The sequence below is a fragment of the Alkalimonas sp. NCh-2 genome, from assembly GCF_039631345.1.
Classification (GTDB): Bacteria; Pseudomonadota; Gammaproteobacteria; order Enterobacterales; family Alteromonadaceae; genus Alkalimonas; species Alkalimonas mucilaginosa.
Genome location: NZ_JBDIUV010000004.1, coordinates 202731 through 221576, shown reverse-complemented (window position 1 = coordinate 221576; position 18846 = coordinate 202731). Strand labels below are relative to the sequence as shown.

At 56.3% G+C, this 18846-nt stretch carries 7 protein-coding genes and 1 tRNA gene; 3 read left to right on the top strand and 5 right to left on the bottom strand.

The annotated features are described in order from the left end of the window. Positions 1-45 precede the first annotated feature (45 nt). The gene (locus tag ABC502_RS12395; RefSeq protein ID WP_345916091.1) at positions 46-2361 is read left to right on the top strand and encodes a TonB-dependent receptor; all 2316 of its coding nucleotides are present in this window, start codon (positions 46-48) and stop codon (positions 2359-2361) included. A gap of 73 nt (positions 2362-2434) precedes the next feature. Beyond that, positions 2435-3724 (top strand): acetylhydrolase, encoded by a 1290-nt coding sequence (locus tag ABC502_RS12390; protein ID WP_345916090.1) that lies wholly within the window; start codon positions 2435-2437, stop codon positions 3722-3724. Positions 3725-3772: 48 nt separating this feature from the next. Here the strand turns inward: ABC502_RS12390 and ABC502_RS12385 are convergent, their stop codons facing one another. The 5 genes from ABC502_RS12385 to ABC502_RS12365 all read right to left on the bottom strand — a co-directional run bounded on the left by ABC502_RS12385 (position 3773) and on the right by ABC502_RS12365 (position 16670). Then, on the bottom strand, positions 3773-5479 hold the full coding sequence (locus ABC502_RS12385) for an alkaline phosphatase D family protein (protein WP_345916089.1): 1707 nt from the start codon (positions 5477-5479) through the stop codon (positions 3773-3775). Between the two features lie 105 nt (positions 5480-5584). After that, complete coding sequence (locus ABC502_RS12380; protein ID WP_345916088.1) at positions 5585-7846, bottom strand: TonB-dependent receptor; 2262 nt, start codon at positions 7844-7846, stop codon at positions 5585-5587. Between the two features lie 163 nt (positions 7847-8009). Then, a complete protein-coding gene (pbpC, locus tag ABC502_RS12375; protein ID WP_345916087.1) occupies positions 8010-10367 on the bottom strand; it encodes a penicillin-binding protein 1C in 2358 nt (785 codons plus the stop codon). Positions 10368-10419: 52 nt separating this feature from the next. Next, positions 10420-16257, bottom strand: a complete 5838-nt coding sequence (locus ABC502_RS12370) for an alpha-2-macroglobulin (RefSeq protein ID WP_345916086.1) — start codon at positions 16255-16257, stop codon at positions 10420-10422. A gap of 336 nt (positions 16258-16593) precedes the next feature. Further along, a tRNA-Arg gene (locus ABC502_RS12365) sits at positions 16594-16670 on the bottom strand. A gap of 190 nt (positions 16671-16860) precedes the next feature. Between ABC502_RS12365 and ABC502_RS12360 the strand changes: the two genes are divergently transcribed. Next, positions 16861-18795, top strand: a complete 1935-nt coding sequence (locus ABC502_RS12360; RefSeq protein WP_345916085.1) for an ATP-binding protein — start codon at positions 16861-16863, stop codon at positions 18793-18795. The last annotated feature ends 51 nt before the right edge of the window (positions 18796-18846 follow it).

Genomic DNA, 18846 nt, shown 5'->3' with positions numbered 1-18846 from the left:
AGCAACTACTCTATCCGGCCAGACTATTTACTTGGGTTTAATTTCATGGCGTCATTGACTACCACACCATTTCAAAAATCGTTAGTTAGTACCATTGTTATCACCTGCCTGGCCGGTCTGTCGGCTACAGCCGTTGCAGAGACCGATGATGGCGTCGAGCGCATCACCGTCACTACGCAAAAGCGGGTACAAGCCATCCAGGATGTGCCAGTTACGGTGAGCGCTTTTAATGGCGAGATGCTGGAGCAGTTGGGTATTGTGGATTTGGATGTGCTGTCTGAAATTACCCCCGGGCTCATCATTCAGGAGCAAAGCCCGAATAACCCGGGGTTTGTGATTCGTGGCATTACCTCGGACAGCGGCTCGTCGCAGGCCTCCCCCCGGGTTTCGGTGTACTACAACGGCACTGATATCTCCCGCTCACGCGGTTCTTACTTTGAGCTGTTCGACATTGAACGGGTAGAAGTGGTGAAAGGCCCACAAGCCACCTTGTTTGGAACTGCAGCCTCGGTTGGGGCCTTAAGTGTCACCACCCGTAAGCCACAAGAAGACTTTGAAGCGGGCATCACGGCCGGTTTGGGGAATTATTCCGCCAGAAATGTTCAGGGCTACATCACCGGTGGGCAACCGACAGTGCAGGGACGCCTGGCCTTTACCTACCGGGAACGCGCCGGGTACATCGAGAACATAGCAGCCAACCAGCCCGATCTGAATGGCATCGAGCGCTTTGGCATCCGGCCATCGCTGCGGTTTACACCAAGCGATGATCTCACCATCGATCTGGTGTACAACTACGAAAAAAATTCGGATAGCGGCACCTCGTTTAAAAGTCGCCGCTTTGCACCGACCGGTGGCGACACCAGTCCATACAGCTTTGTGGAAGCCAGCGGTAGCCCGGTGGCAGCCGGGGTGTTTGGTAAGGATGATTTGGGCATCGACCGCACGGTAAAAGATCTAAACCTGACCCTGAACTGGGATATCAACGACCAGTGGCAGTTGACCAGCATCAGTGCCAAGCGTCGTTTTGACTCCCTCGAAGTTTTTGATGCCGACGGTACTCAGGCCTGGTTTTTAGAATTTGCTGAGGATGCCACTGGCAAACAATTCAGCCAGGAGCTGCGTTTGGCCTACAGCGGGCAAAAACTCAATGGTTTTGTTGGCGTCAGTTATTTTGATGAAGACGGCAATCAACGGGTGCCTTTTAGCACCGAAGAATCCATTTTCTTAAATTGCATGGGCATGCTTCCGTCTGGTGTGCCCTGCATCAATGCCGATGGCTCCGTCACCATCCTGACCCCGATACTCACCGAGGGTGCTTTCGACGTCTTACCCTATCAGGGCTATTTCCAGAACTTTGGTGAACACAGCGCGTACTCGGCTTTTTTTGATCTGAGTTATGCCCTGACCCACCGGCTGGAGCTAACCGCTGGCCTGCGTTATGTGCGTGAAGACAAAACCAGCCGCTACGCCTCAAACTTTGGCAATTCGGTGCTGGCTGGCGTGCCTTTGTTGCCGGTGGCATCGACGGATGATGAGATTTTTAGTGCGGATGGCCGTTTCTCCAGCTGGTTGCCTCGCTTTAATGCACTGTATCGCTTAAACGACAATCTGAACTTTTACGCCACTGTGTCTAAAGGCCGGCGCTCTGAAGTGGTGGATGTGGGCTCGGTCCACAGCGCAGCTGGCGTGGTGCCGCGGGTGGATATTATCCCGGCCGAGACAGTCTGGAACTACGAGCTTGGCTTGAAAGGCAGTACCGCTTCGAATCGACTGCGCTATGCTGTATCGGCTTTTTATCAGGATTACAGCAATTTCCAGGTGACGCTGCAGGATGATGCCGGTAATTTTTACGTGGATAACGCCGGCAATGCCAACAACATTGGGGTGGAAGCCGAGCTAAAAGCGGCCATTACACCGGATCTGGAGTGGTTCGCCAACCTGGCCTGGATTGATGCCAAAATAGATGAAAACAGCAGCAATGGAGACCTGGCCGGCAATCGCTTCCGTTTGCAGCCCGAGTATACGCTTGGTACCGGCTTGCTGTACGGCCATGACCTGAATCGCCACTACCGCATGACCGGTTCCTTGCTCTATACCTTCCGCAGCGATATCTTCTTCGAAGAAGACAATGCGCCGGTGGCCGGTTTTAATATTAGCCAAGCGGCTGTGCAACAAACCAGCCTGCGGCTGGGCCTGGAAAACAGCCAGCACAACTGGGCCATCACCCTGTTTGCCAACAACCTGTTCAATAAAGAATACCTGGTGGATGCAGGCAATACCGGTGCTGCTTTTGGCTACCCCAGCTTTATTGCAGGCCCGCCACGCATGGTGGGGCTGGAGCTGCGTAAAACCTTTATGTAACGCCCTGAATGCTGGTGCAGGCATCTGCCTGCACCAGCTTAGTTGCCTCTTTTATGTCAGGAAGTCTCACCCCATGACCTTAGCGTTTCTTTCAGGCTTGCTGTTCGCAGCCATGACACCTAACACGGATCTTGCCGCCGAGCAGTTGTACCCGATCCGCCCTGCTGCTTTGCAACCCAGTCTTTCACAACCGGGTCCCTATGCAGTGGGGGTAACGACCATTCAGGCCGTGCATCCTCATCAATGGGAGCCGGCAAGCCAACAATACGAAGATCGCACCTTGCTACTGGAAGTTTGGTATCCAGCGACTGTCGCTACAACCTCTGCACTTGCCATCTACGACAATGTGACCAAAAGCGGCCTCCCCTTCCGACTGCAAGGCCATGCCTGGCGGGATGCCGATGCTCTTCAGGAACAGCGCTTCCCCCTGGTGGTGCTGTCGCATGGCTATACCGGCTACCGCACCCTAATGTTCTATCTGGGTGAGCATCTGGCATCGCATGGCTATGTGGTGGCTGCACTGGATCATCCTCATTCAACCAACGCCGAAATCGATGCCTTGCAGGCGCCTTTTCAGGGGTTTTTGAACACCTTGTATCATCGCTCGCGCGATCAGCAGTTTGTGCTTGAGCACTTTCGGCAACCACAGAGTCCACTGCAAAATCTTATTGATACCAACAGCGCGGCTGTGGTTGGCTATTCGATGGGCGGCTATGGCGCCATCAATACGGTGGGAGGCTGTTTTGACTTTCCTGCAGCGAGCATTCAGGCCTTGACCGACAGCTCCGATCCCGAGCAAACAGCGGCACTGCAGCAATTACTGAACAGCTGTGCCGGAGGGCAGATGACGGATATCCAGGTTGATCCTGCCTGGCGAGCGGCTATCGCCATCGCTCCCTGGGGCGGACAGCACCGCCTGTTTTCTGCCAGTGCCTTGCAGCAGGTACAGGTTCCGATCATGTACTGGGCAGGCGATCAAGACGATGTATCGGATTACGCTGGCATGCAATGGTTGTATGACCAAAGCGGCAGCCCCAGCAAGTACCTGCTAACGTATCATCATGCCCGCCACAACATCGCACCACACCCTGCTCCCGCCGTAGCGCGGCAAAATGCGATGGACTTTGCACATTATCATGAACCAAGCTGGTCGATAGCCAGCATCAATGCCATCAATCAACACTTTGCTCTGGCGATGCTTGATTGCCATTTGAAACAAATCCAACATCATTGTACGTATTTGCAGCTAAGCCCAACCCCCACAGCAGGGCAGGCCACCAGCCCGGAACAAAGTGGCTGGCCAGGTTTTCCCGCCCGTTTCGATACTGGCCTGTCCTGGCAGTTCCAACACAAGACACCCTAGTGTATGCGACAACCCCTGCTGTGCAGGGGCTCTTCATCTCCTGACAACCTAACCCGTAAAGCTGGCCTGATGCGTTGCGCCAGGCTGGTAGTCCGGGGTTACAATGCTATCAATAAACTGCCAGTGGCACTGCACCTCTGCTGCGGTAATGTCCAGTACCATAAAGCCGCGTTGATGCACATTGCACCACTGCAAATCCGGCATCAGCAGTTGAAAAGCAGCCGCCAGCCCGGCGGCCTGCTCTGGTGCAATTGACAGGTACTTTTCGATGCCCGGCGAGCTGACACTGGCGGTGGCAAACTCTACTCCAACCACTTCCCCATGCTGATCGCTCAGCACGCTGTGCCAGGCATTGTGGGTGTCTCCTGCCAGTACAACCAAAGGTTTATTCAGCATTTTGGCGGTCGCAAACAGCTGTTCGCGCTCACGCGGGTAGCCATCCCAGGCATCCAGGTTGTAAGGCATAAGCTGCGAGACTCTGGCCAGATCGGTTGGCTCGGGATCCCGCCCCTGCTGCTGTGCCAACAACACCCGCTGTTTGGCAGCGGTTAAGTCCTGCAGTTTCGCCGGTAAAGTGCTGTAATCGGTCACAGCCAGCAACTCTGCCGGCAAATGCATTTTCGCCATCAGCACCTGTTGACCCAGTAGCTGCCATTTGGCTTTGGATCCACGCAACTGCCCGCTCAGCCACTGCAACTGCTCTGCCCCCAATAAAGCCCGCTCCGCTCCCATAGCCTGGCGAAATGCATCTGTGGCAAAGGCTCCACTTTGTGGATCGATAAAATCTTTGTAATCCAGCTGTTGATCGCGGGCAATCAAACGGGTATCCAGCAAATACAAACTGGCCAGGTCACCGCATTGAAAACTGCGGTAGATCTGAATGCTCTCTTCCCCCATCGGTGGACGAATAGGCAACCACTCGTAGTAGGCCTGCACCGCTGCCGCCCGACGGACGAAGAAATCCCCCTCGGTCTCTGGCTGATGATTTTCGGCGCCGCTGTACCAGGTATCGTTGCTGATTTCATGATCATCCCACACCAGGTACCAGGGCAAGGTGGCATGCAGTTCTTGCAAGTCAGGATCGGTCCGGTACAGCGCATACCGTTTGCGGTAATCTGTCAAGCTAATGGTTTCAGTGGTGTTATCAGGTGCCAGGGTTCGCCCGAGCTGCTCAGCATACTCGCTGGCATAGCCATCAGCCGGGTACTCGTAAATGTAGTCCCCTAAGTGCACCACAGCATCCAGGTCCTGCCGTTTGCACGCTTCCCGGTATACATGAAAATAACCGGCCGGATAATTGGAGCAGGAAAAGACCGCCAGCTTCCAGGGCGCCAATCCTTCTGCTGGCAGAGTCCGTGTCTGGCCCACCCGGCTTTCACCATTGGCTGCGATAAAGCGGTAGTAATAGCGCTGGCCTGCAACCAACTGCTGCACATCAATTTTCACGGTAAAGTCTTTCTCCGCAGAGGTGCTGGCCTGGCCACTACGCACCAGTTCACTAAACTCAGCATCTGTTGCCAACTGCCAGGCCAGAGTAATGGTGTTTTCAGTAGCCAGGGTTGGAATAGCTCTGGTCCACAGGATGATAGCGCTCTGGCTGGCATCACCACTGGCCACACCATGACTGAACACCACAGCGCTTAATTGCTGCTGTGAACCAAGCGGGTTGCAACCAGTCAGCAGGGTTGACACGCCTGCCACAGCCAGGCAGGAGGCTGAAAATTTTAAAAAATCCCGGCGGGATACATAAGACATGCTATCTACTCCAGAGAAAAACTTTAGAGTAAAAGCTTTATGTTTCCGCAGAATGACAATACCAAACGCCTGCTGGGTGCTTAGCCATCCAACAAAGTTGCCCCTTTAAAAACTCAGCTGCATGCCGGCATAGGCAGAGCGCCCCATACCCGGCACGCCAATGCCAAAGGGGATCCCGTTCAGCGACATGGTGGTGCCCTGGCCAACATAACTACCACCTGCCGGTAAGGTGTAAAATTTGTTCAGTAAGTTTTCTACCCCAAGATCCAGCCGTAACCTCTGCCAGCTGTGGCTAAGCCGAAGGTTGAGCAGGCCATAACCGGCGGTATCCACTTCATTGCGAATACTTGATAAGCGCTGCTTGCCCGAGACGACCTGCCACTCCAGGCTATTGTCCCAACCAGCCAGTTGCTGCTGCAGACTAAAGCGGGCCTGCCATGGCAGCGTTTGGTATAGGCCATCTTGCGTATCGGTATTTTTGGCATCCAGATAGCTGATGTTGCCATGCAGTTGCCATAGACCACTGGCATTGGCTGCCAACTGAGTGGCCGCGGTGAAATCCAACCCCTGCAGGCGTGCTGCCTGGTTTTGGTACTGCAGCACATTGAACTGGCCAGCTTGCCAGTTGGCGTTGGCTGCCGCCGCATCGATAAAGTCTTTCACCCGGGTATGGTAGGCATTCAGACTGACTTGATGCAGCTGATTGTCGCTCAGCCAGCTCAGGCTGGCTGAGACGGTCTGTGCTTTCTCCGGTTTTAGCGCCAGGTTACCCACATAACCGTTGCCATCGCCCACCAAATTGTTCATCGAAGCGGCCATCGGCCAGAACGACCAGGGATAGGTTTCATACAAGTTAGGGCTGCGTACTTTTTGGGCGGCTCCCAGCTCCAGTTGCCAGTTCCGGTTGACCGCATAGCGGCTTAGCACCGTAAGATCCAGATTGTTGTCGGTGATTCGGCGTTCAGCCTGATTAAAGGCCGCGGCATTCATCAGCTGCATGCCTGGCGCATTCATCGCCGTGGAATAGCCTTGCACCGGGCTGGCATCCCGCAATACCGACTCCAACCGCACACCATACAGCAGCACCCAAGCGGCAGAAGCTTGCAGCTCATGCTCGGCAAACAGGGCCCGGCGATCACGTTTGCCATCATGGATATTTAAGAAGGTGCCCGGGCCCATACCCCCACCGGAGGCCGTCCAGTAGTCGTCCAGCCGGAACTGCTGGTACTCTACCCCCAGGCGAATGCTATCGGTCGCGGAGCGCTCCAACTCGGCACTAAGCCGAAAGCCCAGGGTGTCGGCATCAGAGTGCATCGGCATACCGGCGGCACAAGTCCCGTTGGGATCTCCATGAAAACGGATGGGGTCGCAAGGCTGCCCGCCCATCGCATTGCTGCCGTACCAGAACTGTTTGTCTGGCCCAAAATCCATAAAGTGCTCGACACTTTCATGATAGATACGGCTGTGAACCTGGCCCCAAGTCGTGCTGCGATCCCAGCTCAGATTAATACGCCGCTGTTGGTTATCCAGCAGATCCATCCGCTGGTTGGGATACAGTTGGCTGGGCATGTTCTGGTAGCCCAGTTGCAGATCGACGACATCCTGCCGGGTAGTAAGCGCCAGCCGCAGACTGTGATTTTGCGTTTCATAGGCGCTGGAGCCAACTTCGTCCAGCGGCAGGCTATGGTTTGGCCGACCAGTGGCTTCGAGGGTTTTAAAATCCGCTGCAGCACGGTAATTATTGCCGCGACTCCAGTTACCGCTATAACTGGCAAAGAGCGCGGCGCTGCTGTAATCCAGCTTAATGTTGGCCCCACGAGCCTGATTGTTACTGCGGTAAAAGGATCCGATTTCTCCGGCAAAGCTGGCTTCAGAGCTAAATACCGGGGCTTTGGACTCACTGATGATGCTACCGCCAATGCTGTCACCGCCCAGACTGACCGGACTGATGCCGGCAAAGACAGTGATGCGCCCCACATCGGTAGGAGCCATGTAGGACAGCGGCGGGTTCATGTGATTTGGGCAGGCCGAAATCAGATCCATGCCATCCACTTTGACCCTGAGCCTGTCATCAGCCAGGCCGCGGATCACCGGCAAACCGGAGACCGCCCCCGCTTGCTGCACACTAACCCCGGCCAGCATGGCCAGTAAACTGGCGGTATCGCTGGTCGCGGCAAGCTGTTTTTGAATGGCAGCTTCATCCAGTTGTTGCTGCTGCGTGCCGCGCAGCGGCTGCTGGCCTTCAATACGAATTCGTTCAACGCCCCGGTCAGAAGCCGCAGCCGGATGGGCCGCAAGGCAACCAAGACAGATAGCCACCGTCAGCGGGGCCAGCGCAAAGTGATGCGAGGAAATAATTGTGGGCATAGTAGGTTCACCGAAAAAATAGCGCCAGCAAAGCCGGTTCGCTGCGCAGCAACAAGAGATAGCGGCTATGGTAGGTGCTTTGAAGCCAAAAGGTAATGCGACAAAGTGTCGCACTGCGGTGCCTGGGTCAGCCTCAAGCGTGTTGCGATATCCCGATTAATACTTACTGCACCCGCAGTCGCTGGCTGGCAACCCCGCCTAAATCATCCACCACCCGCAATTGAAACTCGCCGGCTTCGCCTTGCCAGAACAAGGTTTCTCCCGGTGAAACGGAGCCAAGGTAGCGGTTATCCAAAAACCAGTGGGCTTTGCTGACGGCGCCGTCGAAGCTGGCCTGCAGGGCGATTTGTTGCTGCTCGGCCCGGTTGCCTAACTGGTAAGTAAGCGCCGGTTGCGGCGAGCGGATTTGCGGCGCTTGCTGCGACAAGGCCGGCTGGCCGCTACAGGCCTGCTGATAAGGCGGCGGTGCGGTCAGCATCAACCCCGACATCTGATAGGCAAAGGCGATATCCGATGGCCAAAACTCAAACACCTTCAGCTCCGTGGCCGGAGGCTGATGGCGGCAGGCGCGTAACCCGGTGGCGATATCAATCGGCACAGCGCGGTGGACATCCGATACCTTAATCGGCGACACGCCGGGAATAAACCAACCCGGCTGGCTATGCGGGCAGTAGCGGTTGGGCAGCTCGCCACTGCGGCTGCAAAGCGCCACCTGCTTTAGATTGAGCGACGCGGCCGGGTTAAATAAACGCTGCTCTTGCGCGGGCTGGCGGGGTAATTTTGCCAACAGTTCAAACAACAAGGGGCCGGCGGCACTGCGGCCAACAAGGTTGGGGTTGCCCCGGCCATCGAAATTGCCCAGCCAGACGGCCAATAGGTAATCGCCGCTCAGCGCAACCGACCAGGCATCCCGAAACGCATAGGAGGTACCGGTTTTCCAGGCCACAGGCGCGCCTTCCAGCAATTCGTGTAATAAGCCATGCTGCGGTTTTGGGTGCTGGCGCAGCATATCCAGCGTTAAAAAAGCAGCTTCCGGGGTGAGCAGTTGCGGTGCTGCTGTGGGCGAAGCCTGCACCTCCGCTTGCCAGCGAAGTGGCTGCCAGCGGCCCTGATTGCCCAGCATCCCATACAGCTGCACCAGTTGCTGCATGCTCAGCTCCATCCCCCCCAGCACCAGCGCCAGGCCATAATGCTCGGCGGCTTGCGGCAGCCCAACACCGGCCTGCTGCAACCATTGATAAAAATCCGGTTGCTTAAGGCCGGCCTGCAGCTGCACCGCCGGCACATTGCGGCTGTTAATCAGTGCTTCGGTTGCGCTGATTGGCCCAACAAACTGTCGATCGAAATTTTCCGGATTAAAATGGCCATAACGGCGCGGCAAGTCGGTGAGCAGGCTTTGCGGGTGGATCAAACCTTGTTGCAGTGCCAACGCATAGACAAAAGGCTTTAAAGCTGAGCCGGGTGAGCGCCTGGCGCTGACGCCATCGACCTGCCCGAAAATCGCCTCGTTGTAAAAATCGGCCGAGCCAAGCCAGGCCTGTACCTGCATGGTGCTACGCTGTACCAGCAATACACTGGCATTGTGAAAACCCTGGTCGGCATGCCGCCGCAAATAAGAGGCCACCCCTTGCTCCAACTGCTGCTGCCACTGAGGGTGTAGACTGGTGTAAAAACGCCCTTCGCTCTGGCCCTGCGCCTGCAATTGATTGATAAAATGCGGTGCCTGGTAAGGCAAGTCCGAGCGATGATAAAAACGCAGCGGTAAACGCAAGCGTTCAGCGCTAGCTGACTCGGCTGCCCCGGGTTCTGCCAGCCAGAGTGCCACTAAGCGCTGGCGCGCCAGCTCGAGCTGCTGTTGGCCTGCCATGGTATGCGGGCTGCGCTGATTCGGGTTTTGCGGGATCACACTCAGGGCTAAAGCTTCCGCCACCGTCAGCCGGTGCGCTTCTTTGCCAAAGTAAATCAGGCTGGCCGCCGCCACTCCCTCGATATTGCCGCCGTAAGGGGCGTAATTAAAGTAGGCTTCCAGCAGTTCGTCTTTGCTAAAATGCCGCTCCAGATAAAGCGCATAACCGAGTTGCCTGAGCTTACCGCCAAGGCTACGACTATCCAGCTGAAAGCGCAGCCGCGCCAGCTGCATGCTCAGCGTTGAAGCCCCCTGACGCCGCCCCCCTTGCAGCACACTGTGCCAAAAAGCACGGCCAACAGCACGTACATCAAGGCCATAGTGCTGGTAAAAGCGCCGATCTTCGTACAACAGCGTGGCTTGCTGCAGCGCCGGGGCGATATCGTCCAAAGGTACGCGCAGCCGGTAACGCTGATCAGCGGCTAAGCGCAGACTCAGTAAGTCGCCATTGGCAGCAAAGTAAGCGCTGCTTTGTGGGTAGTGCCGATACAAATCCGGCTTTGGCGAAGACAGCAGCAAGAGCAGCGGTAGCAGCACCAGTAGCAACAGGCTGCCAAGGGCCAGCGCCAGCAGGGCCTTTCGCCGTGAGCACCCTGGCATTCGTCGCGCACTCACTCGCTCCTTCACCCGCGTCCTCACCCGCTTCTTCACCATAGCCCTCTGCCCCTTAGCGGGTTGCATCGGCCTGCGTCACCACAAAGCGACCAGGGGCTGTACTGGCCTGCACCGACAGATCGTACATCGACTGAGCCAGCACGGCAGGCACGGCAAAGTCGCCCGCAGCCGTTACCTTCACCTGATAACGCAGCTCGGTCATCTGGGGGCCAAAGCTGGCGTAATACACCAGCCGGTCTTCACGGATATCAACATAATCAGCGCGCCAGCGCCCGCTGTCACGCGGTACTGAGCTACGTACCACGCTAAAACCTGCCGGCAGCAAATCGACCACCGCCACATTGCTGTGCCAGCCACCCGACACACTGCGTAGCCGCAACCGAACCGTCAACTCATCGCCCTGGCTGGCGCTGCTGACCTGCTGGCCGTTTGCATCCAGATAATCGCGCACTACCTCGAGTTGGTTGGCAACCGCTTGCGTCGGAGGCTCTTGGGCAAAACCGCTTTCACTTAGCGCATAAAACAGTGGCTGCTGGCTTTCCAATACGATGTGCGCCGCCGCTGTGCTCACAGCAGCGCGCGGTATGACACTGGCATCCTCCAGCAGCGGCAATGCACTGCGCTCACCGCTTAGGTCCAGCTGGTAAAAATCAGGCACTGTCGCAGCAGCGTCGCTCTGCAGCTGGCCATAGGCCGACAGCGCCAGTACCGTATAGGCCGATGCGATGGTGTTGTACTGCCCCTGAAACACTGGCTGCAACAAAGCCAGCAGATCCTGACCATCGAGCGCCCTGGCCCGCTCGGCAAAATGGCTGGACAGCAAGTAGACATACTGCGCATCCAGGCTCAGTTGCGACTGAAAGGCCGGGTTAGCAAAAGGCGGCAGGGCCGTGGTGGTGCGCGCCAGATAAGCGCTTTGCAAGGCGGATTCGTTGCCTAAGCGGTAGCCGGATAACAAAGGCCGCGCCAACTCTGGTTGCTGCAGCAATTGGTAGCTGGCCGCCATATAGATGGCGGTGATATCGCTTTTCCAGGCCTGCTTGTGCTGTTGCTCCAGTCGCTCGTGCAACTCGACCAGGTAATTGGTGGTAACTTCGCCGCTGCGAGTTAACAGGTAAATGGCATTGGCACGTAACCGGGCCTGATACAGGTTACCACCGGCCTGGCGCGCCAGCTGCCGCAAATACCCCAGCCCCGACTGGTACAGATAATCCGGCACCACCAAGCCCTGCTCACGCGCGGCCAGTAAGAAGTGCATCGCATAGATGCTGGGGAAATCAGCACTGTGGTACCCATCCGGCCAGAAGCTAAAGCCGCCATCGCTTTGCTGGCGCTCAGCCAGCTTTTGGATCAGCACGGCAAACTTCTCGTTTAGCTGCGGCCATTGCGCCTGATACGACGGCTGCTGTACCAGACCCAGCCAGGGGAACACCTGCGACACCACCTGCTCGGTGCAGCCGTGCGGGTACTGCTCCAGGTAATGGGTAAAGCTCTCTGCCAACACCAGGGGATTGGCCGAAGCAATCACCTGCTGCTTGGCGAAAGCATCGTACAAGGGGTAACGGGTGGCAAGACGCACCGGGCCTTTGGCGGCATAACCGGCCTTCAGGCTGCTTTGATAATGGCTGGCCGGACGAATGCTCAGGCTAACACTGCGGCTGGCCTGCTCCGTCAGCTCCCCTTGCTGATAGGTCGCGCTGAAGCTCAGGCTGGCCTCGCCCGGCAGCGTCCCGGCCTGAACCCGAAAACGGGCGCTTTGCTCGCTGTTTTCACTGATGAAGAGCAGCTGCTCGGTAGCGCCGATGGCCGTTAAGTTGTCGGGCAAACTAAGCGCCACCCGAATGGGCGCATCCTGGCCCGAGCCTTTCACGCCATTGGCCACCGACAGATTGATATCAAACGCATCGCCCGGTGCGGCACTGGTCAGTACTTCCGGGGTGAGCACAAAGGGACCGCGCACCCGCAGATCCTGACTGACCGCGGCGAAGGCTTCATCGCCCACAGCCACCGCCATCAGTTTCAGATTGCCGCTAAAACTGGCCGGTACTGTCACTTGCCGGCTGGCCAGTTCGGTATCGGCTTTCACCACACCCAGCCAAAACACACCGGGTTGCTCGGCCCTGCGGGCAAAGGGATTCAGATTGCTGTCCAGCATTAGGCGGCTGCCTGTCACCATCAGCCTTTCTGCATCACCGCCAACCCCGGCTAACTGTCGCTGCAAAGCACTGAATTCCGGCAGGATCAGATCCAGCATTTGCAGGCTGCGTACTTGCAGCGCACGCTTTTGCAGGTAATGGCCCAGCGGATCGGGCAACTGATAGCCGGCTACCTGCAAAATCCCTTCATCCACACCATACAGCAGCAAGTCCGCCGGCCGGTCGGTTTTATAATCAAGGCGAAAGGCCTGGCCCGGCCGCACTTCTTCCGGCGCCTGCAGCTGAATGGCCAGCTCACGCTTGCTGCGATCGATGTCAAAGGGCACCACGGCGTAACTCAGCGGGCTGACAAAGAGCGCATCCGAGTCGGCGCCGCGCACAAAACTGACATTGATGTAAGCATTGCCTTCTATCCCTTCAGGCACTTCAATCGACTGGATGCTGCTGGTGGTATCGGCGGTAAACCAGCGAAATGCATGCACTTTGTCGCTTTCGATGCTGATTAAACCACTGCCGGTATAAGGCGCGGTGATATTCAGTTCAATCCGCTCACCGGCCTGATACGCCGGCTTATTCAGCCGTACCTGCAGGGCGGCATTTTTCTCCAGCATGGCGCTGATATTGCCTGCCCCCACCACACTGAAGGCGACTTTGCCCAGCAACTGGTCATCTTTTACCAGCTGCAACTCAAAGTCTCCGGCCGTATCGGTGGGCAGGGCATAGTCGCTGCCTGTGGCTTCGATGCGAAAGGGACTTTCACTGACCGTCAGTTGCTGCACAATGCTCTGATACTGATAGGTACCATCCCGTTGTTTCACCAAACTCGACAGCGGGCGCTGCTCCACCAGCTTCAGCGTGATGCCATCCAGCTCGATTTGCTGCAGCTCTGGGTTGATGGCAATAAACTGCAGGTTACGGCTTTGCTGGCGGTTCAGGTAATTCAGTGCACCATCACTTTTTACCCCCACCAGCTCGGTGAGCGGTGACACCAGGGCACTGCGTCTGCTTTGCACACTGCGGCCACCGCCGCCGTCAAAGCCGGCGCTGGTCAGTACCAACTGGTAGGTACCGCCACTGTACTGCTGCAATGGCAGCGCAAAGCGGGCTGTGCCATCGGCATCGGTTTCCTGCTCATCCAGGCTTTGACGCACCCGGCTCCGGCTGAGTTGCTCATGCTGTGGGGCGATAAACTTGTGCTCCGGGTACTGGCTAAAATGGAAATTGGTCGGGATCAATTCCATGTTGGCAGTGACCCGCCGTTGCTGCGCCGGGGTGCCAAACAAATTATCCAACTGAATGTGCAGTGCCAGATCCTCTGGCGATAACCAGCCCGAATCGTTGGCCGCGGCCTGGTGTTGATAAAAGCGGCTGCTGATTTTCAGCGTATCCGGCTGAAACTCCTCCACACTAAAACGAACCGAACCCAGGTGTTGCCGGGTCTGACCATGCTGATCCAGCAGGCTGATGCTGGCATGGTAGTTGCCCGTCTCACTGTGCGGCTGGGTATCAAGGCTAAAGGTGTGCAACCCACGGCCTGATAAACTGAAATTCTGCTGCCAAAACACAGGGCCACGCGGCCCCTGCACCTGTATTTTTAACGGCAATTGCGCGGCGGCGGCCGATAAATCGTTGTGGCGGATAATGGCAGCCAGCTGCACCTGTTCACCGGGCCGGTAAATGCCCCGGTCGCTGAACAGATACGCATTCAGTGCCCTGGCACTCTGTTCATCCTGGTAGCGACCATCGGTGGCAAATTTCGAGTAATCCAGTTGGCGGCTGTAACGGTCGTACGGAATAAAGCTGCTGTCGGTGACGCGACCCCGGCTGCGACTGACCAGGTACACCACCGGCTGACGCTCGCGCTGAAAATCACTGGTTTTGCCAAAACGGACGCTGCCTTCAGCATTGGTCGTGCCTCTGAGCAGGGCAAGACCATTGCGGCCCAACAGCTCCACTTTAGCCCCAACTACCGGCTTGCCATCCGCCACCGACATCACAAAAACGTGCTGGCTGCTATCGGCATGATGCTTGACCAGCACCCCTAAATCACTGACCAGCACCACCCGCTTATCCAGTTGCCGGCCCTGGCGCTCTGGCCGCGCCGGATCGTATTCAGACAGCTCAATAAAAAACAACCCCATGCCGGCCTCCGCCAGGTAAGGCGCTAAGGCTAACGACAGGTAATTGGCTTGCCTGGCATGCGAGCCAGCCAGGGCAAAGGTATGCTCAAAACTGCTGCTGATATTGCTTTCATTAAAGCTGCGGTTGTAAAAGTATGGCTGGCTGATGTCGCCACCCGTCTGGCTGATAAAGTGGTTCAACTCGCCCGGCAGCAATTTATGCAGCCGCACCCGCACGCCCGGAAGGCCACGGCTCAGTAGATGCAACCGCTGCTCACCACTTAGGGTAAGCAGCGCACCCTCGCCCACTATGTGGGCTTCTTTGGGATAGGCCGGGGCCTGCACCACAGCACGGTACTCATTGGCCAGGGTAAAATCACTGGTCGACTGCAGGCCCTGGGGTACACTGACAAACAGACTTTGGCCTGGCGGCAGATCCAGCCGGATGCTAAAGGCGTGGTCGTGCGATTCGGCCGTTGGCATCAGTTCAAAAGTAAGCGGGCTGGCCTGTTGCAACACGCTGCTGGTCACTTCGCCCGGTGCCCAGCGGTAGTTATTGCGCTGTGGGTGACGGGGCAAGGCATAGAGTTTTAGGTGCTGTTGCAGCTCTGTACGGCTAATGCGGTCGGTAAAGCTGAGCAGCAGCATTTGCTCCGGCTCCTGCTCCGGGGTGCGAATAATATCGGTGCGCAGCTCTTCCACTTTTAAGAAGCTGCTTGTATCCGGCACCAGCAACTGCTGCGCGTATTCCTGCTGCGTTTTGCCCGAACCGTTTTGCGCGCTGACGCCAGCTTTTAACAACAGGTTCAGGTATTGTTCGCGCTCAGGCAAGCGGATGGCGGCAGATTGCAGGTAGAATTCACGGCCGCTTTCATCGGCACTCAGGCTAAAGCTCAGTGGCTCGGCCCGGCGCTGACTATCGGCACCATCGGGTCGCATCATCATGGAAAGCTGCGCTTTGACGCTGTCGGGGTCCACCGGGTGGCTAAAACGCAGTGTTGCTACGATTTGCCGGGTGTTTTGCTCGGTTGGATGCTGGTAAAAGCGTAACTGGTTGATGCTGGCGGTAAGCGGGACTGTCTCAAAGCTGTAGCGATCGGTTGCCAGTAAGGTACCGGGCGCAAAGATGCTGCGGTTCAGCCGTAGCTGATAGCGCTGGCCAGCCGGCCAGGCCTGCTCAGGGGTAAAGGTAAGGGTGTTGTCGTCCTGCCACAGCCATTGCCCCTCGATGTGCGGGCTCAAACTGGCGCCTTCGGTGAGTACTTCGCCAATCAAATCCAGCCGGGCGGCCGAAAGTTCTGGCACAGCGCCCTCTTGCCCGGTCTGATCGTAGTGAAACTGCAGCTGCAGCATGCTGGGTTGCTCGACATCATCCAGATAATGCCCAAGGGCTGGGCTTTGCACCGTTGCCTTTACTTGCAGTGGCTTGGGAAGCTGTTGCCAGTAGGCATAGCCCGCTACCAAGGCACTCAGCAGTACCAGCACGGCCAGCACCGCGCCCCAAAAACGCCCCGGCTGCTGCCTGGCTAGCTGGCACAGCCGCTGCACCCAACCAGGAGCTGTCCAGTGGACCGAGCCAAAAATCGTACGAAGCAATGAAGCCGAGCCAGACATAACGGATCCTTGTTTATGGTTAGGGAGTAGTGGGGCTTGTGGGGCCGCTCAACCGGAGTTCTGCCAGTATAGGCCAATAAGCTTAATCCGTGATGAACTTTCGTTGTGGCGCACCCGTCAGGATGACTCGGGCTATCCCTGCCCTCGCCCTGAAGGGCCCGCTGAAGCGGTTCAAAAACGCTCCCGGCGTTTTTGTATCTCGGGCTGTCCTGCCCTCGCCCTAAAGGGCCCGCTGAAGCGGTTCAAAAACGCTCCCGGCGTTTTTGTCGAAGAAGGTTCTCATCCGGCGAGGTACTGTAAATGAAAAAACCGCCGAAGTGGCGGTTTATTCATTTATGGCGCACCCGTCAGGATTCGAACCTGAGACCTCTGCCTCCGGAGGGCAGCGCTCTATCCAGCTGAGCTACGGGTGCTTTGCAACGCTGGGTTACAAGCTGCGCATTATAGACAGGCTTTGGGGCGAAGTCTATCGCTAGGCTGCGCATTTTTCAGGCGATCAGTTTTTTCAGGCTTTTACCGTGATTTTCCCGATGGCTGCAGAGCTTTACTTTGCGAAGCTGCGATCAAACGTTATGCTATACAGACAATAGTGTCGGAGCCTTCATGCATACCCCTGTCAAACTGCTGTCTGTATGGCAATGGTGCTTGCTATTGTTGTCTTTAGTATCCTGCGTGCTGATTACTGAAAATCTGGTACAACAGGATGTGGCCTATGCCAAAGGCCAGCAACTGGAGCAGCAAGTCGCCAATGCAGGCCATATCCGTTCTTTTTTAGAGACCGAATTAAACCGGGCGCTGTATTTAAGCTTTGGTTTGTCTGCGTATGTACAGGCCAATAAAGGCAAGGTGACCGCAGAAGAGTTCAATGTGCTGCTACCGGAACTGGTGCAGCTGGGCTTATATATCCGCAATATTGGTGTGGCACCAAACAATCGCATTAGCTATATCTACCCATTGGAAGGCAATGAAGCAGCGCTTGGCCTGTATTACCCGGATGTCCCAGAGCAATGGCCGGCTGTACAGCAAGTTATTGAAAGTCAGCAAGGCCGTTTAGTTGGCCCGGTGCAATTGCGCCAGGGTGGGCTTGGCTTTATTCACCGTTTGCCGGTGTATATCGACAATACCTATTGGGGCATCATCAGCATCGTGGTAGAGCCTTCCAAGTTGTGGCAAGAGCTGCAACTGATTATGGACAGATACGGCATTGAAGCCGGGCTGCGCAGCCAGTTGGAAGATGGCAGCTTTAGTGAAAGCTTTGTCGGCAACAATGCCCTGTTTTATGACGACAGTCTGCGGTTAGCTTTAACCATACGGGGGGCTGAGTGGCAATTAGCCATTCGCTCGACCGATCCACTGAAAGGCCGCACGAGCGAAATTCGTCTGGTCGGCTACTCGGTCACCTTGCTGCTGCTGATGCTGATCAGTTGGTTGACCGCTTCACGTCACCAGTTGCAACAATCCAGCCATCAGCTTAATTTGCAGCAGCAGTACCTTAGCACCGTGATGGACAATGTTGCCGATGCCATTATTACCACCGACGCCAATGGCCATATTGAACGCATTAACCAGGCGGCAGCCACAATTTTTGGCCTGAGTATGAATCAACTGGAAGGGGTGCACTGGTCATCTTTGCTGGATGATCCGCAAGAGCAATATGCGCTGCTGCAGGCAACCACGGACCCAACCAAAGTCGCAAAAACGCAAGGGCGAAACCACTTTGATCAAGCCTTCCCATTGGAGCTGTCACGCTCTGAAGTTGAGTTTAACCAACTGAAAAAAAATGTGATCCTGCTGCGTGATATGACTGAACGCCATAAAGTGGATCGCTTAAAAAATGAGTTTGTCTCCACGGTCAGCCATGAACTACGTACCCCGCTTACCGCCATCAATGGCAGTATTGGCCTGGTGCTGGGCGGTGTGATGGGTTCCGTCAGCCCGCAGGTTCAGCAACTGCTGCAAACTGCCTACGACAATTGCGCTCATTTAACACACTTAATTAATGATCTGCTGGATATGGAAAAACTGGAAGCTGGTAAGATGCGCTTTCAGCTGCAACCTGTGGTGCTGGACCAACTGCTGCAGCAGTGCATCGAACAAAATCAGCCGCTGGCGGCACAGGCACACTTAAAATTAGAGCTGCAAACCCAGCCAACCCCCAGCCTGGTTCGGGTCGATCCGGTACGTTTGCAGCAAGTCGTTACCAATTTACTCTCCAATGCCATCAAGTATGCGCCTATCAACAGTACCGTGGAGATCCGGCTTCAGACCGAAGCCACTCAGGCCAAAGTCATGATTCTGGATCACGGCAGCGGGGTGCCGGAGCATTTCCAGCCGTTGCTGTTCCAAAAGTTTGCACAGGCCGACAGCTCCGACCGCAAACAGCAATCAGGATCAGGGCTTGGCCTGGCTATAGCCCGCTCGCTGATCCTGGCAATGCATGGCGATATAGGCTACCAGCCATTACAGCCACATGGCAGCTGTTTTTACTTTACTCTACCGGTTGCCAACCCTGATCCTGGCCAGGCAAACAGCAATTGAGCCTCCCCAGCCTGCCAGTCAGCGGTAAAACATGATTTCTACTTTTTTTTT

Bases quoted from the DNA above. Each gene is read 5' to 3' on its own strand.
- ABC502_RS12395 (WP_345916091.1), top strand. From the start codon at position 46: ATGGCGTCATTGACTACCACACCATTTCAAAAATCGTTAGTTAGTACC.
- ABC502_RS12390 (WP_345916090.1), top strand. From the start codon at position 2,435: ATGACCTTAGCGTTTCTTTCAGGCTTGCTGTTCGCAGCCATGACACCT.
- ABC502_RS12385 (WP_345916089.1), bottom strand. From the start codon at position 5,479: ATGTCTTATGTATCCCGCCGGGATTTTTTAAAATTTTCAGCCTCCTGC.
- ABC502_RS12380 (WP_345916088.1), bottom strand. From the start codon at position 7,846: ATGCCCACAATTATTTCCTCGCATCACTTTGCGCTGGCCCCGCTGACG.
- ABC502_RS12370 (WP_345916086.1), bottom strand. From the start codon at position 16,257: ATGTCTGGCTCGGCTTCATTGCTTCGTACGATTTTTGGCTCGGTCCAC.
- ABC502_RS12360 (WP_345916085.1), top strand. From the start codon at position 16,861: ATGCATACCCCTGTCAAACTGCTGTCTGTATGGCAATGGTGCTTGCTA.